Source organism: Methylobacterium sp. CM6247 (assembly GCF_054817925.1).
The window spans coordinates 13,202-28,732 of record NZ_JBTXKX010000001.1; the positions used below are offsets into that span (position 1 = coordinate 13,202).

General features: G+C 62.3%; 20 protein-coding genes. 8 read left to right on the top strand and 12 right to left on the bottom strand.

Annotated elements, in window-relative coordinates; all coding sequences use genetic code 11:
* Positions 1-683: 683 nt before the first annotated feature.
* The 9 genes from ACYQOP_RS00055 to ACYQOP_RS00095 form a co-directional block, all read right to left on the bottom strand.
* Positions 684-989, bottom strand: coding sequence for a hypothetical protein (locus ACYQOP_RS00055; protein WP_461220595.1), 306 nt, complete (start codon positions 987-989; stop codon positions 684-686).
* Positions 986-1,630: a nucleotide-binding protein gene (locus ACYQOP_RS00060; RefSeq protein WP_461220631.1), complete on the bottom strand. Its 645-nt coding sequence runs from the start codon at positions 1,628-1,630 to the stop codon at positions 986-988. Before ACYQOP_RS00060 ends, ACYQOP_RS00055 begins: the two co-directional genes overlap by 4 nt.
* Before the next feature lie 143 nt (positions 1,631-1,773).
* Positions 1,774-1,953: a hypothetical protein gene (locus ACYQOP_RS00065; protein WP_461220596.1), complete on the bottom strand. Its 180-nt coding sequence runs from the start codon at positions 1,951-1,953 to the stop codon at positions 1,774-1,776.
* Positions 1,950-2,240, bottom strand: a complete 291-nt coding sequence (locus tag ACYQOP_RS00070; RefSeq protein WP_461220597.1) for a hypothetical protein — start codon at positions 2,238-2,240, stop codon at positions 1,950-1,952. Before ACYQOP_RS00070 ends, ACYQOP_RS00065 begins: the two co-directional genes overlap by 4 nt.
* A 2-nt stretch (positions 2,241-2,242) precedes the next feature.
* The gene (locus ACYQOP_RS00075) at positions 2,243-3,187 is read right to left on the bottom strand and encodes a hypothetical protein (protein WP_461220598.1); all 945 of its coding nucleotides are present in this window, start codon (positions 3,185-3,187) and stop codon (positions 2,243-2,245) included.
* Positions 3,188-3,377: 190 nt separating this feature from the next.
* A complete protein-coding gene (locus ACYQOP_RS00080) occupies positions 3,378-4,256 on the bottom strand; it encodes a hypothetical protein (RefSeq protein WP_461220599.1) in 879 nt (292 codons plus the stop codon).
* A 59-nt stretch (positions 4,257-4,315) separates the two neighbouring features.
* Positions 4,316-4,783: a hypothetical protein gene (locus ACYQOP_RS00085; RefSeq protein WP_461220600.1), complete on the bottom strand. Its 468-nt coding sequence runs from the start codon at positions 4,781-4,783 to the stop codon at positions 4,316-4,318.
* A gap of 59 nt (positions 4,784-4,842) precedes the next feature.
* On the bottom strand, positions 4,843-5,469 hold the full coding sequence (locus ACYQOP_RS00090; RefSeq protein ID WP_461220601.1) for a hypothetical protein: 627 nt from the start codon (positions 5,467-5,469) through the stop codon (positions 4,843-4,845).
* Positions 5,470-5,513: 44 nt separating this feature from the next.
* Entirely contained in the window at positions 5,514-5,699 is a 186-nt protein-coding gene (locus ACYQOP_RS00095) for a hypothetical protein (RefSeq protein WP_461220602.1), read from the bottom strand.
* A gap of 72 nt (positions 5,700-5,771) precedes the next feature.
* Here ACYQOP_RS00095 and ACYQOP_RS00100 point away from each other — a divergent pair, with 72 nt between their 5' ends.
* Together ACYQOP_RS00100 and ACYQOP_RS00105 are read left to right on the top strand one after the other, a co-directional pair.
* Complete coding sequence (locus ACYQOP_RS00100) at positions 5,772-6,050, top strand: helix-turn-helix domain-containing protein (protein ID WP_461220603.1); 279 nt, start codon at positions 5,772-5,774, stop codon at positions 6,048-6,050.
* 1,057 nt (positions 6,051-7,107) lie between these two features.
* Entirely contained in the window at positions 7,108-7,269 is a 162-nt protein-coding gene (locus tag ACYQOP_RS00105; RefSeq protein ID WP_461220604.1) for a hypothetical protein, read from the top strand.
* Positions 7,270-8,982: 1,713 nt separating this feature from the next.
* Here the strand turns inward: ACYQOP_RS00105 and ACYQOP_RS00110 are convergent.
* The gene (locus ACYQOP_RS00110) at positions 8,983-9,513 is read right to left on the bottom strand and encodes a Ros/MucR family transcriptional regulator (RefSeq protein ID WP_461220605.1); all 531 of its coding nucleotides are present in this window, start codon (positions 9,511-9,513) and stop codon (positions 8,983-8,985) included.
* Between the two features lie 154 nt (positions 9,514-9,667).
* Between ACYQOP_RS00110 and ACYQOP_RS00115 the strand changes: the two genes are divergently transcribed.
* Complete coding sequence (locus ACYQOP_RS00115; protein ID WP_419952105.1) at positions 9,668-10,000, top strand: hypothetical protein; 333 nt, start codon at positions 9,668-9,670, stop codon at positions 9,998-10,000.
* 4 nt (positions 10,001-10,004) lie between these two features.
* Here the strand turns inward: ACYQOP_RS00115 and ACYQOP_RS00120 are convergent, their stop codons facing one another.
* Positions 10,005-10,238, bottom strand: a complete 234-nt coding sequence (locus ACYQOP_RS00120; RefSeq protein ID WP_461220606.1) for a hypothetical protein — start codon at positions 10,236-10,238, stop codon at positions 10,005-10,007.
* 551 nt (positions 10,239-10,789) lie between these two features.
* Between ACYQOP_RS00120 and ACYQOP_RS00125 the strand changes: the two genes are divergently transcribed.
* From ACYQOP_RS00125 to ACYQOP_RS00145, 5 genes are all read left to right on the top strand, one after another.
* Entirely contained in the window at positions 10,790-11,080 is a 291-nt protein-coding gene (locus ACYQOP_RS00125; RefSeq protein WP_461220607.1) for a hypothetical protein, read from the top strand.
* A 326-nt stretch (positions 11,081-11,406) separates the two neighbouring features.
* The gene (locus ACYQOP_RS00130) at positions 11,407-12,099 is read left to right on the top strand and encodes a hypothetical protein (protein WP_461220608.1); all 693 of its coding nucleotides are present in this window, start codon (positions 11,407-11,409) and stop codon (positions 12,097-12,099) included.
* A gap of 125 nt (positions 12,100-12,224) precedes the next feature.
* Positions 12,225-13,493, top strand: coding sequence for a glycosyltransferase (locus ACYQOP_RS00135; protein WP_461220609.1), 1,269 nt, complete (start codon positions 12,225-12,227; stop codon positions 13,491-13,493).
* A 293-nt stretch (positions 13,494-13,786) separates the two neighbouring features.
* Positions 13,787-14,146, top strand: a complete 360-nt coding sequence (locus ACYQOP_RS00140) for a type II toxin-antitoxin system RelE/ParE family toxin (RefSeq protein WP_461220610.1) — start codon at positions 13,787-13,789, stop codon at positions 14,144-14,146.
* 105 nt (positions 14,147-14,251) lie between these two features.
* Positions 14,252-14,548: a helix-turn-helix domain-containing protein gene (locus ACYQOP_RS00145; RefSeq protein WP_461220611.1), complete on the top strand. Its 297-nt coding sequence runs from the start codon at positions 14,252-14,254 to the stop codon at positions 14,546-14,548.
* Between the two features lie 316 nt (positions 14,549-14,864).
* Here the strand turns inward: ACYQOP_RS00145 and ACYQOP_RS00150 are convergent, their stop codons facing one another.
* Complete coding sequence (locus ACYQOP_RS00150) at positions 14,865-15,071, bottom strand: DUF6582 domain-containing protein (RefSeq protein ID WP_461220612.1); 207 nt, start codon at positions 15,069-15,071, stop codon at positions 14,865-14,867.
* Positions 15,072-15,531 lie beyond the last annotated feature (460 nt).

Sequence of the window (15,531 nt, forward strand, 5' to 3'; positions counted from 1 at the left end):
GTCATATTATTTTCATCGTCTGGCGCTGGCTGCTCAATCTGCCCAGGCGGCTTACCCTCAAGGCCAAGGTCTCGCTCCCGCTTCGTTTTAGGGGGCACCATGATGCGATTATCATCCGAACCGACCCGAAGGTCCTGTGCCAGTCCAGGGCTAATGGGGAGCAGCGTGAGGGATGAGACAGCTAGGATCGATACGAGCTTCATTATGTTCATCCATAGCGAATGTCAGAAGCTTCCTGGGTCGCACGCGCGACATCTAACTTGCTAGTCCTCTTCTCACACGCTGAGGATGCTCATAAACATAGAACCGGCTGAATTTTTTCACCGATCCTTTAATCTGCCTGTCTCGAAACGTTCGAGAATGACGCTTATCGGAAGTTGCGCGCCGCATTATAGCATGGCGACAGTTTCATGCTTTAATGCTGTAGCGCTACTGCTCCCGTGATGCTCCGGCCTGTCTTTTATCGACGGCCGGAAAATGAGAGCGGACGAAAACGGGCGGCAGCACGAATGCCACCGCCCTTCCTCAATGCCTCGTGACCGGCTTATGCAGCCGTCCTTGGGCCGAACGTCCAAAACGGCTCGGGGTCGGGCAACAAGGTATCGCTCCACCTGTTCGCTGGCCAGGTGCTCAATGGCTTGATGCTGCAATGCTGCAGCATCAAAGCGCCATGGTAGGCTGTGCTACTCCCCGACCTTCCGGCCGGCCTTGATGGCCTCGACCGACGGGTGGCCGTGCTTCTGCAGGGCCGCGTCGATGCCCTCCATGATGACGTCATGCACCTTCACGTCACGCGTGAATGCGATCTCTCGCAGACGACGATGCACCTCGCGCGGCAGGTAGACGGAGGTATGGACCACCTCGGGTCGAGCCCGCCGGGACGGTGGCTTCGGAGTGGGCGCGGGCTCGGCTGGCGCAGGCTGGCCAGATGGCGCGAGCCCCGCGTCTGAGAGGGTGAGGCCGCCGACGATCGAAGGTCGCTTGCTCATGCCTTATTGCCCTTCATCTTGCGATCCGCCCAAGCCCACAAGGCGCGCACCTCGTCGGCCGCCTTTCCTTCGCTGGCGTATTCCGTCACCCCCTGCCCGGCGGCGAGCGCGTCTTGATGGTCTGCCCGCTGAGTTAGGGCCGGCTCCGCCAGCACCCCGAACATGCCGAGGCCGTTGGCGGCTTCGGTCGCGCGCGAGCTGCGCCCGGCCGGGCACTGATTGAGAACGAAGGCGAAGCGGTCCCGCATTTCCAGGCGCATCAGCGTCTCGATGGTTGGCATGGTGGCATGCAGGTCCAATCGTGACGGGCGCGCCGGTATCAGGGCAAGGTCGGCGGCCTGCATGGCAAGGTTGCCGCCGGTCGAGGACACGCCGGCCGTGTCGAGGATGGCGAGGGTGTAGCCTTCGCCGTCCAAGGCCTTGAGGATCGCTGCAAGGCTGCCGAGCTGATCGGGGCCGATGCGGTCGACGGCGGGGGCGTCGGCGGTGCGCATATCCCCCCAGGTTCCGAGCGAGCCTTGAGGATCTAGGTCGAGCGCGATGACGCGTTCTCCGGCCTCTGCCGCGGCGACCGCTAGCGAGGCGGCCAGCGTGGTTTTGCCGGCTCCGCCCTTCTGCGTGACGAGGGTAAGGGTTCGCATAGACATCCTATCGTGCTGTCGCGTCACAGCGGTAGAGCACAAAAGCATGAAAGCATCATCACCGGACAGCATCACCGCACGATAGAATGACAGCGTTATCTTTCTACCATGCTTTCGCGGCATAATGGTGTAGTGCTGCAATGCTAGAGCGCCACGATGTAGGCTGCGACCAGCACGGCGGCGGTGATGACATTGCCCCGGCCGACCTCGTGGCCGGCTCGCTTCAGGAGGTTGCAGCGCCAGCGGCGGGCCCGGCCGAGGAACCGAGCAATGTCGGAATGACCGAGGGATACGGCGGCGCGCTGGGTAAGACGGAGCTTCATCGGGGAGCGTCCTGCTGAGAGATTTCGCGGTCGGAGTCGGAGCCACGGAGCCAGACGACCTGGCTGCCGTGGTGCTGTTCGGGAGCGACGAGGGACGGTTCAGCGTCGGCGCCGTCCTCATCGTTCTCGTCGCCGTCGAGGCCGTCGAGGATGGCAATCAGCCGGTCGGCAGCATCCGTGGCTGCGAGGGCTGCGGCCTCAATCTCGGCCCGGATCATCGCCGGGGAGGGGCGGGGCGAACGCGCCACCGTGGCGCGCTTCGGCCGGAAGATGTGAACGTTGCTCATGGTCAGGCCGCCGCCTGCGGGTCGAGATGGTCGATGATGGAGAGGCACAGGCCGACGAAGGAGCCAGCCCCCCTACAGTCCGCCGTGTCGTCCAGCTTCAGCGCCAGCCGCGCGGCCTGCGCCTTCACCCGGAGATCGGAGGCCGATAGCGCCGGCGCGGCGTTGATCGCCTCCCGTAACCGCCAATGCTCGGTGAACAAAGGAGCGTCTAAAGCCTCGTCGTCTCCCGCCGCATCGCGGGCCGCGTCGCAGGCTTCCAGTTCGCCCCAGAGGACTTCGAGAGGCGAGGGCGAGACGGGGGCAGCGCCGGCCACCATGTTGAGCACGTCGCCGGCTATGTCGTAGGGCAGGGCCTCCGGCTCGTCGGGATCGTACTCCCGTCCATCCTCTTTGAGATCAGTCGCTCCATTCATCTCGGCGGCGATGCGGGCTTTGACACCGAGACCGGCCAGGGATCGCGCAGGGGTGTCACGGATCTGTTCCAGGACGCCGGCCCGCGCCTCGATGGCGACGGTCAATGCATCGCGCGCCTTGTCTGCGCCCGCCTCGTCCTTGGCGGCACGGATAGCCTCTTGCCATTGGTCCCAGGCCGCCACGATGCCATCGACGCGCTGTTGAACATGCGTGTCGGGCTTCATGCGCCGCCCGTCCGGCTGCAACTCGCCATCGTCGCCAAAGGTCTGGCGCAGGCACCGCCGGCCGCGCATCTGCTCGACCTCTGTGGCGCCGTAGGGCAGCGTACGGAACCTCCCCTCTCCAACCGCTTCGGTGCGAGGGCGCGGGATAGCGGTGTGCATCCAGTCGCCGCGCCAGGGGTTCAGCTCGATCGGCATCAACGGCTCGACGTACCGACTGCGGGCCTCCGTGAGGGCCGCGCCCGCCTTGAACACCACCGCATCAGCGACGTGAAACCGAGCTTCCAGGGCGAGCAGGAAGGAATCGTCCAAGGGCGATACGCTGGACGCAGGCAAGGCCACGGCTGCGTCAGGCTTCCGCCGGCCAAACCGAGCGAGACTGGCCTTAAGAGTGGTGGCCCGATCCTTCAGCGAAGGGCGGGACGGATTGCGACCGATCAGAGTTTGCAGATTGAGCGAGGGCATTGGCGCCCCTCCATGATGCGAGAAAGGAAAGGGCGGTTCAGGCGCTCAGTTTGCGCGTCGAGGCGTATTGGTGTTCGAGATCCGCGAGCGGTACGCCCGACACATTGGCAGCCGAGCGCAGCAGGTTCGGCCACGCGCCGCCTGTGTCTTTCCATGAGGATTCCGCAAGCACACGGACGAGCCCGGCCATGCCTTCGGGTGTCGTTGCGACATTGCGCGAGAGTTCGACGCGCAGGGCCTTCACGCCGTCGCGTGCGGCCTTCAGCGCCTTTTCAAGTTCGACGTACCCCGTTGCAGCCTCGACCTCGGCCACCCGCGCATCGAACGCATCGGCGAGCGGCAGGATCGCCTTCCAGCGCCGGATGCGGTGGGGCGTCTGGCCGCCCCGCCCAAGAACCGGAACGGCTAGGGTAATGACCTTCCGCAACACGGCGCCTCTCCATGCGCAGTGCGAGGAATGAAGATGGTCGTTCTCTTCGGAGAGCGCCGGGACATAGTGAAAGCGCAGCCAAGCGCCCCAGACCGGTTTCTGGAGCGGGGGCGAAAGGCTGTCACATTCCCATCGAGTCGCCCGTAGGTCGGCTGGGACTTCCTTCATCACCGCCCAGACCGCAGCCCATGCGACGTCGTGAGCCTCATCCGCTGCGGTCTCGATCTCCCTGGCGCGCATCAGAGCGTCGAGCGCATCGAGAAGGTGTTGGTCAGGATGCGCCGCAGCAGGAGCGGGCAAGGCGAGCGCCGGCAACGGCATTGCCGCCATGATCGAACCGGCCACCATGGAGCGCCGGCCCTGGTCCGCGCCCGCAGCAGGGCGACGGCCCAGACGCGAGAGGCTGGCTTTCAGCGAGGCGGCGCGCTCGCGCAGGGTCGGCTTGGCGGGGTCACGATGAACGAGGCGGGCGAGGGGGTTGCGCATCGAATAGTTCCTTGGCGTTGTCGTGCTGTCGTGCTGTCGTGCTGTCGTGCTGCGATGCTTCAGGCCAGCGTGGCGAGGCCGATGGAGACCATGCCGCCAGCGATGAGAGCGAAGCCGGCCAAGGCGGCGCCCATGGACGCGAGGACGCGAAGAAGGGGAGCGACCGGCTCGCGGGGCGGCGTCACCGGCAGGAAGTCGAGATGCAGCGAGCGGGCGAGGTCACCGGCACGGGCGAGGACCGCCGCGTCCGTGATGCCGTCGTGCTGAATGTGCCACCGCAGATGACGGAGGAGCGTGAGCGAGCCGAACCGGGTCGCGCAGGGCGTCACCAGCAGGCGGTTGAGGGCGGCGCTCATCTCGGCCAGGGCGCCGGCCACGCGAGCCTCTGGAGCCGCCTGCCAGACGGACCACGCCTCATCGTGAGCGTCGATGGCGGCCAGCATCGGGTCGGCGTGGAAGGGCACCCGCTCGACAACGATGGTCGGGACGAGGGAGACAGAGAAATCGGGGATCTGGGCATAGGTCATCGGTCGGGCTCCAAGGGGCTCGTGGTTTCAGGAATTCAGGGATTGAAGGAGTGAGGCGTTCAGGCCGTCGCGTAGGCCATGGCAGCGGCGCGGAGGCGGGCCGCGTTGTTGCGAGCGGCAACCTCGTGGATGCTGTCCGTGTAGGAGGTCGAGAGGCCGACGCGGACACGGGGCTCGATGGCGTCAGCGGCCTTCAGCGCCTCGATACCGAGACCGGCAAGGCGAACCGTCTCACGGGCCTCAGACCAAGCCCGCTTGAGCGCCCAGGTGAAGCAGCCCCAGCCGAGCGAGCGGAACGGCACGCGGGGGTAGTTGTAGGACTCGCGGAAGATGGCCCAGGCGCGGGCCAGGACGCCTCTGCGGAGAGCGGCAGGCATCGGAGCCACGGGGGCAACGGCCGGGACCGCGAGGCGGCGAGCGGCAGTGGCGCAGGCCCAGAAGAACCGGAGAGCGCGGGAGAGAGCCGCGCCCCAGGTCAGGGTCGGATCGTTCCGGCGGTGCTTGCGGGCCTCTACGATGGCGCAGGCCATGATGACGGAGACGTTGAACGATCCACCGGTGACGAGGCCGTGCTTCGCGGCGATCTGGACGCGGCCAGCATCACGCTTGGCGGCGCTTTCGGCCAGCATTGCGGCGTTGAACTCGGCCTTGGTCGGGCCAGAGTTGCGAATGCCGCTGAGGACCATGGACCAAGAGATAGAGCGGGAGTGGAAGGTCATCGGCCCAGCCCTCAGGAAGCGGCGACGGCACGGGTGCCGAGCTTGCGCACCAGGATCTCGCGGGCCTTGGCCTTGTCGGCGAAGCCACCGCGGACGCGCTTCACCTCGACGCCGAGCCAGACGTGAGCGGCCTGCGGGTCGCCGGTCTCTCTGACGCGAAAGAACTGGCCGGCGAGGGTTTCGATGATCGTTGGCATTAGAAGCGCCTTGCTCAAAAGCTGATTTCAGTTATATAGTCTGAAACCAGATGAGGTCGCAAGTCAAAAAGTATGAATTTGGTCGAAAAGACGCTTTCCGCAGGGCAATGCCGGGCTGCACGAGCATTGTTGGACTGGACCCGAGAGATGCTGGCCGAGCGCAGCAAGGTCTCGCGTGCGGCAATCGCGGATTTCGAGACCGATAAGCGTCAGGTTCGAGAGAGGACCACCGACGATCTGATCCGAGCCTTTGAAGCCGCTGGTATCGAGTTCATCCCCGAGAACGGCGGCGGCGCGGGCATTCGGTTCCGAGAGCGGAAGGATGCCGACCCGAACTTGTGCGCCCCATAAAAGGGACCGCTTTCTTTAATCGGAATAGGGGTGGCCGAAGGAAAACGTGCTCAGACTCGCGCGCCCTAAAAGCTCCTTGTCAGAGGCGCCGGCTTCCCGTTCCGCGATCGGAGAGTACGCGAGCAAGCGTTCCCATCGAATCGGTCTGTATCGATGGGAACACTAGGAGGAAAAGAGGATCAGAAGCGTCCCGCCTTCGTTCTCACAAAATACAGAATTTGCTATCTATTGCTTACTAGAAAGCGCAATTCACATTGCATGTCGCTTTCTCCAAGACTCAATGATGTGCTTATGACCCATGCCTGCCGATTCTGTGGCAACAACCACGAGAGGTTGGGGAAGAGTTTTAAGCCGATACTTTCTTATAAGTGTCAGTCATGCGGTTCTATAGTTCTAATGAGTTATGAAGATAAAATAATACTGTTTCGTAGATACAATTTGCTAAAGATAAAAAAGTAAAAATTGTTGTAAAATACTTGCCGGCTACAAGTGTCGCAACGTCGAATGGCGCCGTAAAATCTTTAATATATCGGAAGCGATTGAATGCGCGAGTGACTTAACCATTCTAATTAAGTAGTCATACGCACAGCATTGCTGGAAGTTTCAGTAAATTGCTTCTGATCTTTCAAGCTCGGTGGACATCGGCACCCCCAAAAAGATGGCAGTGGCTTCGCAGATTCCTTACGTCGCACTCAATCGGCGACTTCAGCCCGGTAACGCGTACAATTGTAGGCAAGGACGCATCGAGCAGCCGCCAGCGAGCGATCATATTCTGGATAAATAGTCCGGGATTTGCCGTATCATGGTGAAGCGAAACCGTACCGCCAAAAGGCGAGCCTTCGGGAGCGTGTATAAGTTTAAACTGGATCACATGATCCTCCCGGGTGGCGCTAAGCATACGCTTGTCGGAGGCTTGGTGCGATCGCTCGGAATGGGGATGCGAGGCTCAACCGTTTGGGCTCAAATTTCAAACTGAGACAGTGCCCAAGCCCAAAGTGCTTCCTTCAGCCTGCTCGCCCGCGTCAAGCGGATCGTTTGTAAAGCAGGATCCTGGAATTTGGACCACCACAACGGCCCCTTGGAGTTCTGCCGCAACCTCAACCTCAACCTCAACCAGTACCGCCATCGCCTTTCCGAGACGGTCCAGCATCGCCTCATCCATGATGCCTGGAAAAGCGGCCTCCAGCGCGTGGGTCGCTCCGACGATCGCCGCGCGTGATGCCGGCGTACACCGGCTTTTGAGCACTCAATCGACCGGCGAGAAGCGCTCAATGAAGCGCAGTCCGTCCCACAACTCGACTACCCGTCCATCCACCATATGACGTGCGAGGACAGACGCTTTCTGATCGTTGACGGCAGAGAAGACCCGCGTACGAAGGGTCCTCCCCCCGTGGTCGAGCAACCGAGCGCTATAAAAATGCGGCTCCGGCATCAGCGGGACAAGCGGGCGACTGGACAAGGCTGCGCTCTCCTAGTGGAAGCGGGAGCGCACGACTCTCTCAGTCATCGATGCCGTAGGGCCATGGCCGACGATGTCTAACCTTAGCCGTAACGTATGATTATGCACAGAGGTTTTTACCGGCCCTCGGAGCATTACGCTTCATAAGACAGGCAATGTTATCGCTCCCCCGCTCCCGAAAGCAGCTTCTCGACCGTTGCCAAGGCATTCTCGTGAGCCTTGGCTTCCGTTGGCAGGCTGCGATCTGAGCGTTGGACAAGCTTCCCATTCTTGCGAAGCGCCCACTGATACGAGCTACCCTCTGCCTTCGGGGGAAGGATCTCGATAGTGTATGGGTGGATCGACGTCTCGTTCATCGTCGCACCATGCCACGGCCGCGTGACTGCTCCTAGCCAGCTCGCTCCCGTTGGAACGTACGCAGGCCGACTGCTTTCGCGCCGCATCCGGCACGCTGCAGGCTCAAGATCCGTGTTATGGTGACGCCTATTCTTCCTTGAAGGTCATCCGGCCATGGACGTCGTCCTCACTCCTGTAGGATCTGCCGGCCAAGCATGGGACTTGAAAGATCGTCTCGGGCGAAGCCTCGGCAACATCTCAAAGACCGGGGACACTCCTGAAGTTCAAATTCAACCAGACGCTTCGAGCATACTGAAGAGTGTGAAGAGGGAGCATGCCTCTTTAGGCGACGCCATGTCTGCCATCGCTCGCGTCACTGCTGGCGCCTGCACGCTCGATAGCGGAGACTGGAACTAAATTGTTTTGTCCCATCTCGGGCCGTGGACCGTTCGGCAGGTTCGCTCTCCGCTAACCGCCTCGCCCGCATCCTCCGGTCGAGCCAAGTTGCGTATCGGCTCTCGTCGTGTGGACACGACACGCCGCTCCCCGCCGGCTCCGTGATCAGATCGGGGCGGCGGGGCTGCCCCCAAAGAGCGTCATGTGCATCTCTGATTGAGGTGTAGGGGTTAGGCAAAGAAGGAAGCTCCCATGCCGTGCAGAATGACCCTGCTAAAGCGCTCCGCAATCCTGGCCCTTACCGCGGGAGCCTTGTGGCTACCTGCTGGTACCGCATCATCTCAATCGCCGCAGAGCGCATCAGATGCCGATCGGGATAAGCGGATGGAGGCCATGCATCGGCAGCAAGTGGAGAACTCGGCAAGCCAGGCAAAGAAGGACAAGGACCGCGACGCCCGCACGGATCGCCTCGCGAAGTCCGTCTGCGTTGGGTGCGGTGGAGACGTCATTCCTTTCGATCCTAGCGGCACCTCGGCAAAGAAGGCGCCGCGTACGGCTCGTGCCGCAAAGCCTCGTCGTATCGACCCTGCTCGCGCCGGAGGTGGGAGCGACGATTGACGCCCGCAATCCACCGTCGATACGACCCGTTTTGCCCTGGGACCCGCCTCAACCGGCATTCGGGATAATGGCGGGTCGGGCACGCGTCGCGAACGTTCGCCCGACCCGCTCTTATGGCTTAGGTTATTCGGCCGCGGCAGCCTTGCGTGGCCGACCGGCACGCTTCTTCTCGGGAGCGGGTACCTCTGACATCACCTCATCCTGCGGAGCTTTTGCCGCTGCAGCCTTCGGAGCCCCCTTGCGCACCTGCCCCAGGCCGAGGGACCGAGCAAGCTCCGAGCGCTGCGCCGAGTAGCTGGCGGAGGTCATCGGGTAGTCGGCAGGCAGGCCATGTTTCGCACGGTATGCTTCAGGGCTGAACCCACGGAGCGTCAGGTGCCGGCGAAGTGTCTTGTAGGGCTTGCCATCCTCGAAGCTGATGAGGTGGTCTGGCGTGATCGACTTCTTGATCTGTGCCGGCGTCGCCTTCTCGATTTTATCTGCCTCCGGCGCGCTAGATCCCCTGTTGGCAAGGCCGCTGATGGCGGCGTGGATGCTGCTCAGCAAGTCGGCCAAAGATCCTACTGGAACCGGGTTGTTGGAGACGTAGGCAGCAACGATCTCAGCCGTAAGTTCGATGTGGCTGGTCTGCAATTCAGTGGTCTGATCGGTCATAATGTCTTTCTCTAAGGCTCAGTGAGTGCTCTATAGAGCAATTTTGGGCACGCCCTCGATAGAGTTGGTAACGGAATAAAAAAAATAGATTGCTCGAATATAGTGTCTTCGAAGCGAGCCCTGCCGATCCGGGCCGTGACGTGATAGGCCGTAGATGACGGACGAACTCCCACCCTGGCGCGAGATCACTACCGACGACTATGCGCCCCGCATTTTTACGGATCTGGCGGCGTTGGATGCTTGGACCGCTTCTTCGGAGACCATCCGGCGTTTATTGGCTCGCCAGCACGAGGGGGAGTTCCGCCTTCGCCTGATCCTTCGGGAGGGTGTCGATCTGAGGTGGGGGCCAACCGCAGACCCGAACTGGCGGTGGGATTACGCCCACGGTCCAGAGCTCGCCCTCGACGCCGCTGAAATCTGGATCGAGCGGGCCGATGGCCGGCGCAGGCAGGTGGATCAGATGGAGACGCGGCCCCACCCTTGGTAAGGATCTAGCGCGAGCCATCGGCCCATGTCACGGAAGAGCCAGGCTTATTGCTTTCCATAACATTGAGAAGGTCGAGGATCTCGTCGGCCTCATTGAGCAGAAGCAAGAACATTCGAACGCCCCGGAATATCGCCGGCTGCTGTGTTGATATGTTGTAGACTGTCCAGCCGCCTCGCTCGAAACGGATGTCGTATTCAATGATGTCATCATTGAGCGTGATGACGCTACCGGTGAGCATGGTTGCACCCTCCCCGTGATTCGAGGAAGCTTAGCACGGCATTCCTGCGGCTGCGTACGCCCTCACTCCTTCCCTTCGGGCGTCAGCTTGCGCTCGCGCCGCTTTGCAAACGAAAAATCCGCCACGGCGTGAGCCGGGCGGGGTCGTGGCAATCCAATTCGCTTAATCAGACAGGTTGAACCTTAGGCGGATCACCGATGGTGGCGCATCATCCGGTGACGCACGATCTGGCGGTGCATGATGCGACGCTTGACTATCCGACGCTCCATCCGGACGTTCGTGACGATATCGGCGGGAGCAATGACGATTGAGGAAGGTCCAACAGGTGCAGCTGAAGCTAATGCGGCTAAGGAGAATGCTCCGAGTGCCGTGAGCAGGGCAGTGGCGATGATGGACTTGCGCAATGCGGCTTCCTTTCGTTCCACCAGAAGGCGGCGGTCTCACCGGTCGGATGACCGGATGGGCCTCTGATAGGGCATTGCCTCGCCGATCGCTTCATCAGAAACTGTTAGACCCCGCTCCAGCGTGAGTCGGACGGAGTCCGTTTGCTGGTGCTCAGGGAGCCTGTCCACCGTGTCAGGTGCCGAGAAGGTGGCGACGCAGCCCCCGCTCTCACCAACCTCTCGTCCCGCCCCACCCCTGACCTCCGCCAACTCCCGCCGCAGCGCTTCCACCTCGGCATGGAGCTCGCCGGCATCCACGGCCAACTCGATGCACTGCTCCTGCGCCTCCGCGAGTTGGGCACGCAGTTCGGCATTCTCGGTGGCGAGGGCGAGCAGGAGCAGGGTGTCGGAAACGGCGGGCCTCCCATGGATCGGGCAGGCCGTGGGCGTCGCCGATGAGGGTTAGCGTTGACTTAACCGCACCCGCCGGCCGACATGGCACCGTGCCCGCCTCTCGCTCCAAGCGAGTCGTGAGCCGACCACCGTTGAGGATGACAGCCGCGAGAAAGATCTAGAGCCCCCAACGCGAAACGGCCCCGCATCGCCAAATGCAGGACCGTTTAAAATCGCAGGGCTTTTGAGGGCCGTTCACTTCCCCTCATCAGCCACAGCTCCCGCCGGGAGTCAATCGGGATCGTTTCCCGAAGCGATGGCGCTTGGCCTTTTGAAAGGGTGTTCAACTTGAACACCCCCGCTTTGACGCGGCCCAAGCAGGGCTGTGAACGATGTTCGCTGACGAAATCCGGCGCTCGGTAGAGGCGGCGCCGAGATCTAGGCTGCCCGATGTGGCGGCTGTGATGTGGCGCGCCTATGGGGCCGGTCAGATCAGCGAGACGGAGGCCGAGGCCCTGTCCGCCCTGATCGAGGCGCGCAAGGCCCTGCCAGCCACGCCAGCAGCCCCCAGGAGGCCCGTGGGTTCGCGGCCCCGCTCAGATACCAGCATGGAGCGCCGTCGCCGCTGGGCGGCTTCTGGTAGACTTCCTCCGGGCATCGCGGCCCGGTTCACGCTGGCCGAGACCGCGGTTCTCGCCATCGTGTCGGCCGAGACCGCCCGTCGTGGCGATTGCAGGCTCTACGTCGATCACATCGCGGCAGTCGCCGGCGTGTCCCGCAGCACCGTGAAGACCGCAATCCGGCAAGCCAGGACGCTCGGCCTCATCACCGTCGAGGAGCGACCGCAGACTGCGTTCCGCAACCTCTCGAACGTCGTGCGGATCGTCTCGAAGGAGTGGACCGCCTGGCTACGTCTCGCCCGCTCTGCCGGCATAGGGGTCAAATCCTCGACCGGCACGAATACTGAAGCTCTAGAACTACGGGGAAAGCGGCCAGCGGAAGCGCAGAAAGGGCTGCCGGGGACCGGCGGTTGGCCTCGACCAGAGAGACCACAAAGGAATCGACGCGACCGACAGGAGGCGTGACGCCATGCGGTGACGACATGCAGCCGGACGGTATAACGAACGTGGCCTCAGCCCTATCAACCCTCTCACCGGGCTTGGTATTGCCCATGACGCAGCCCCGCGTTGCCGCTACCTAAGGCTCTCTGATGAAGATCATTTTCGTTTCGATAGGTAGCCATGGGGACGTCCTACCGTTCATAGGGCTTGCCGTCGAAATGCGCCGACGCTCCTTCAATGTCCTCCTTGCTGCGCCAGGACATTTTGAGACGCTGGCGATGCAAGCGCGACTGCCGTTTCACCCCCTTGGCAGCCAAGCTGATTACGATGAGGCCATCGCCGACCCGAACCTTTGGCATCCTCGCAAGGGGGCGGCCCTTCTGCTTGAGTACGCGCTGAAACTGATGCCGGTCGTTGACGCCTTCCTAGGTCAGGAGGCGGAACGGGGGCCGATCCTGGTGGTCGCCTCGACACTCAGCTTAGGCGCCCGTATCGCTCAGGATCGCCTTGGGCTCGACGTGATCACGGTTCACCTCGCTCCTTTCATCTTCCGTAGCCGGCACGCACCTCCCGTCATCCCAGGAGTGCCGCTTCCCCGTTGGTTCCCAAATGGTCTCAAGCACTCAATCCAGCTTGGTGCCGAAAAATACGTGCTCAATCCCGTCTCTCTTCCCGCGGTCAACGCATATCGGGCTGAGTTCAATCTGCCTGCCGTGGATCGATTGAGGACATGGTGGCACTCACCTCAGCGCATCATCCTCATGGTCCCGAGCTGGTTCGCCCCGCCACAGGATGACTGGCCACATCGCACAGTCCAGACCGGATTTCCTCGCGTCGATACCTTCGGCGATGCCGGCACGCTGTCACCATCGCTTGCTGCGTTCCTAGAAGGCGGTGAGCCTCCCCTGATCTTCACTTACGGCTCCGCGATGAGACAAGCAGGGCGTTTTTTCGAGACGGCTGTCGCTATCTGTAGACGGATGGGACGTCGAGGTGTTCTCCTGGCGCCTCAGGACGGCCAGATCCCCGACGATCTACCAGCCGATGTGTTCAGAGCGGCCTACGCCCCTCTCAGTGCATTGCTCCCATATTCTGCCGGGCTGATCCATCATGGCGGGATTGGCACTGTCGCGGAGGGGCTGGCTGCTGGCGTTCCGCAGCTCATCGTACCGGTCGCCTTCGACCATTTCGACGAGGGTGAGCGTCTGCGTCGCCTCGGGGTAGGTATGACGCTCTCCCGCAGACGCTTCACACCTTCTCGCGCCAGCCGATGTCTCAATATGCTTCTCCATTCTCCAACCGTTGCGGAGGCTTGCAAAGAGGCCAAAGAACGAACTGCTCAAGAGAACGGCATAAAGGCCTGCTGCGGCATTATCGAACGCTTCGCGAAGCGGAGAACAAGCCCAAGCACTGCCTAAGGTTGATCTTTGGTGGCTTACCCTGACTTCAGCGAGTCATGGACATGTCCTGGGTGGCGAAGGCCATGCGGTGACGACATACGGGCGTTCGACAAGACGGACAGTCTCAGATCCGGTTCCCGCTTTCGAGCGTTTTTGCGCGGAAATCGCCCCTAACGCATTGCTACCGCATTCTAATTCCGCGTCCCGCTTTTGGAACGGCTTTGAAACCTCATGCCGGCGTGAAGTTCTTCGCAATCGACACAGAAACCCGGATATACGCCGTTGACGTATAAACGCCGTTGGCGTATAGAATGGCTATGTCCAAGCCGCTCCACACCATCGTCGAGACGCCCGATTATCTCCGCGATGCGGATCAGGCTGGAATGACCCAAGCCGAGAAGGTGAAGGCCATCGACAGCTACGCCGCCGACCCGTCGCAGGGCGACGAAATCGTGGGGTCCGGTGGCGTGCGGAAAGCCCGCCTCGCCGGACGCGGCAAGGGTAAGAGCGGAGGCTACCGGATCGTTTCCGTATTCCTCGGCACCACCATTCCGGTGTACCTCATTGGCGTACTGAGCAAGGGAGACCGCGAGAACTTCACCGACAACGAGGTCAAGGCGTTCGCGACCTTCACCAAGCGGCTCAAAGAAGCCTTCCGCAGCAAGCGGTAGGAGACGACCCCGCCGTGGGGGCCAGGACGGGAGGAACCCGTACCCGCCCTCACAGCACAACCGGCCCGCCGACTGCGCGAGCTGGCACATGGACAGGAGAACGAAATGACTGAGGACAGCTTCGCACGCCTTATTGGCGGCCTAGAGAGCGCCGTCGCCCACGCGGAAGGCCGCCCGACCAAGGGCACCCGCGTTCACGTGCCGAACAACCTCGACGTGGCCGCGATCCGCGCCCGTACCTCGCTCTCGCAGGCGGTGTTCTCGGGTACCATCGGCGTATCGGTCGATACCCTTCAGAATTGGGAGCAGGGTCGCCGCCAGCCCCAGGGACCGGCCCGCGTGCTGCTGGCGATGCTCGATAAGAACCCCAGCGTGGTCGAGGAGACGTTGGGGCAGCCCTGATTCCGAAAGGCGGACCTTCAAAAGCGAAACCGTTTCGCATTTGCCGTTCCCCAAATTCGGGGAGCGGAACGGTATGACGAACGCGGGGACCGTGCCTATATTCGTGGGATGAGCCGCGCACCCGAAGTCTACGATCCGCACGGTGCCAGGATCGCGAGCGTCATCAGTCTCAATGGTTTCGTGGCAAGCTCCCGAACAAGGACCGCCACGTTAGGAGATGGCGCCCCCTCGACCTATCGGGGAGAACCCGGGGACGGGGCGGGAATAACCCCTACGCTGCGGCTCAGGGTTGCCTCTTCACGCCGAGCACCCGGGACTAGCCGTCCTTCAGGACACGGCCGGCCTTAGCGTCGACCTTCTTCCTGTCGGATGCCGAGAGCTTGCCCGCCTTCTCCTGCTGGGCGGCGCGGGCCTTGGCGTTGCGGGCGTGGGCCTTGTCCTCGATGGGGTACTTGTGCTCGTCCGGGAGGGCGAACTTGCTTTCAGGTAGGTTCTCTCGCTCATCGGTCGTTAGCTTCGACATGGTCGCCTCCATCGTAGAGGCCTAATCAACGTTCGGCTTGGCCTGGCGTTCGCTCGACGACGCGATCGTCGATCCCATCTACTGATCCGCCCTTGCAGCCAGTCGAGCACGTTCGGCACGTTGCCGCTCAACTATCGAGGCAAATTCTTAGAATACGGTCGTTCGGTTTCATCGCCTGCCTTCAGTTGCTTCCCGCGGTCGCCCGCTCCATCTTCGCGGGATGGCCCGCAAGTTCGACAATTCCACCGAGAACCCGGAATGGCTGCGGCGCCCGAAGCCCCAGCTTCCGCTCCGCTCCACTCCCTCACCGTGGCCCGTTCGGCTGACCTGGATGGCGGCGCAGGCCGCAATCTTCTGCGGTGTGCTTTGGGTTTATTTCTACGGGATGGACCCCCCGATAGATTTCAACCAAGAGCCCCGCGCCATAGGACTCGTCTTCTTCTTCGCCTTCGTCGTCGCG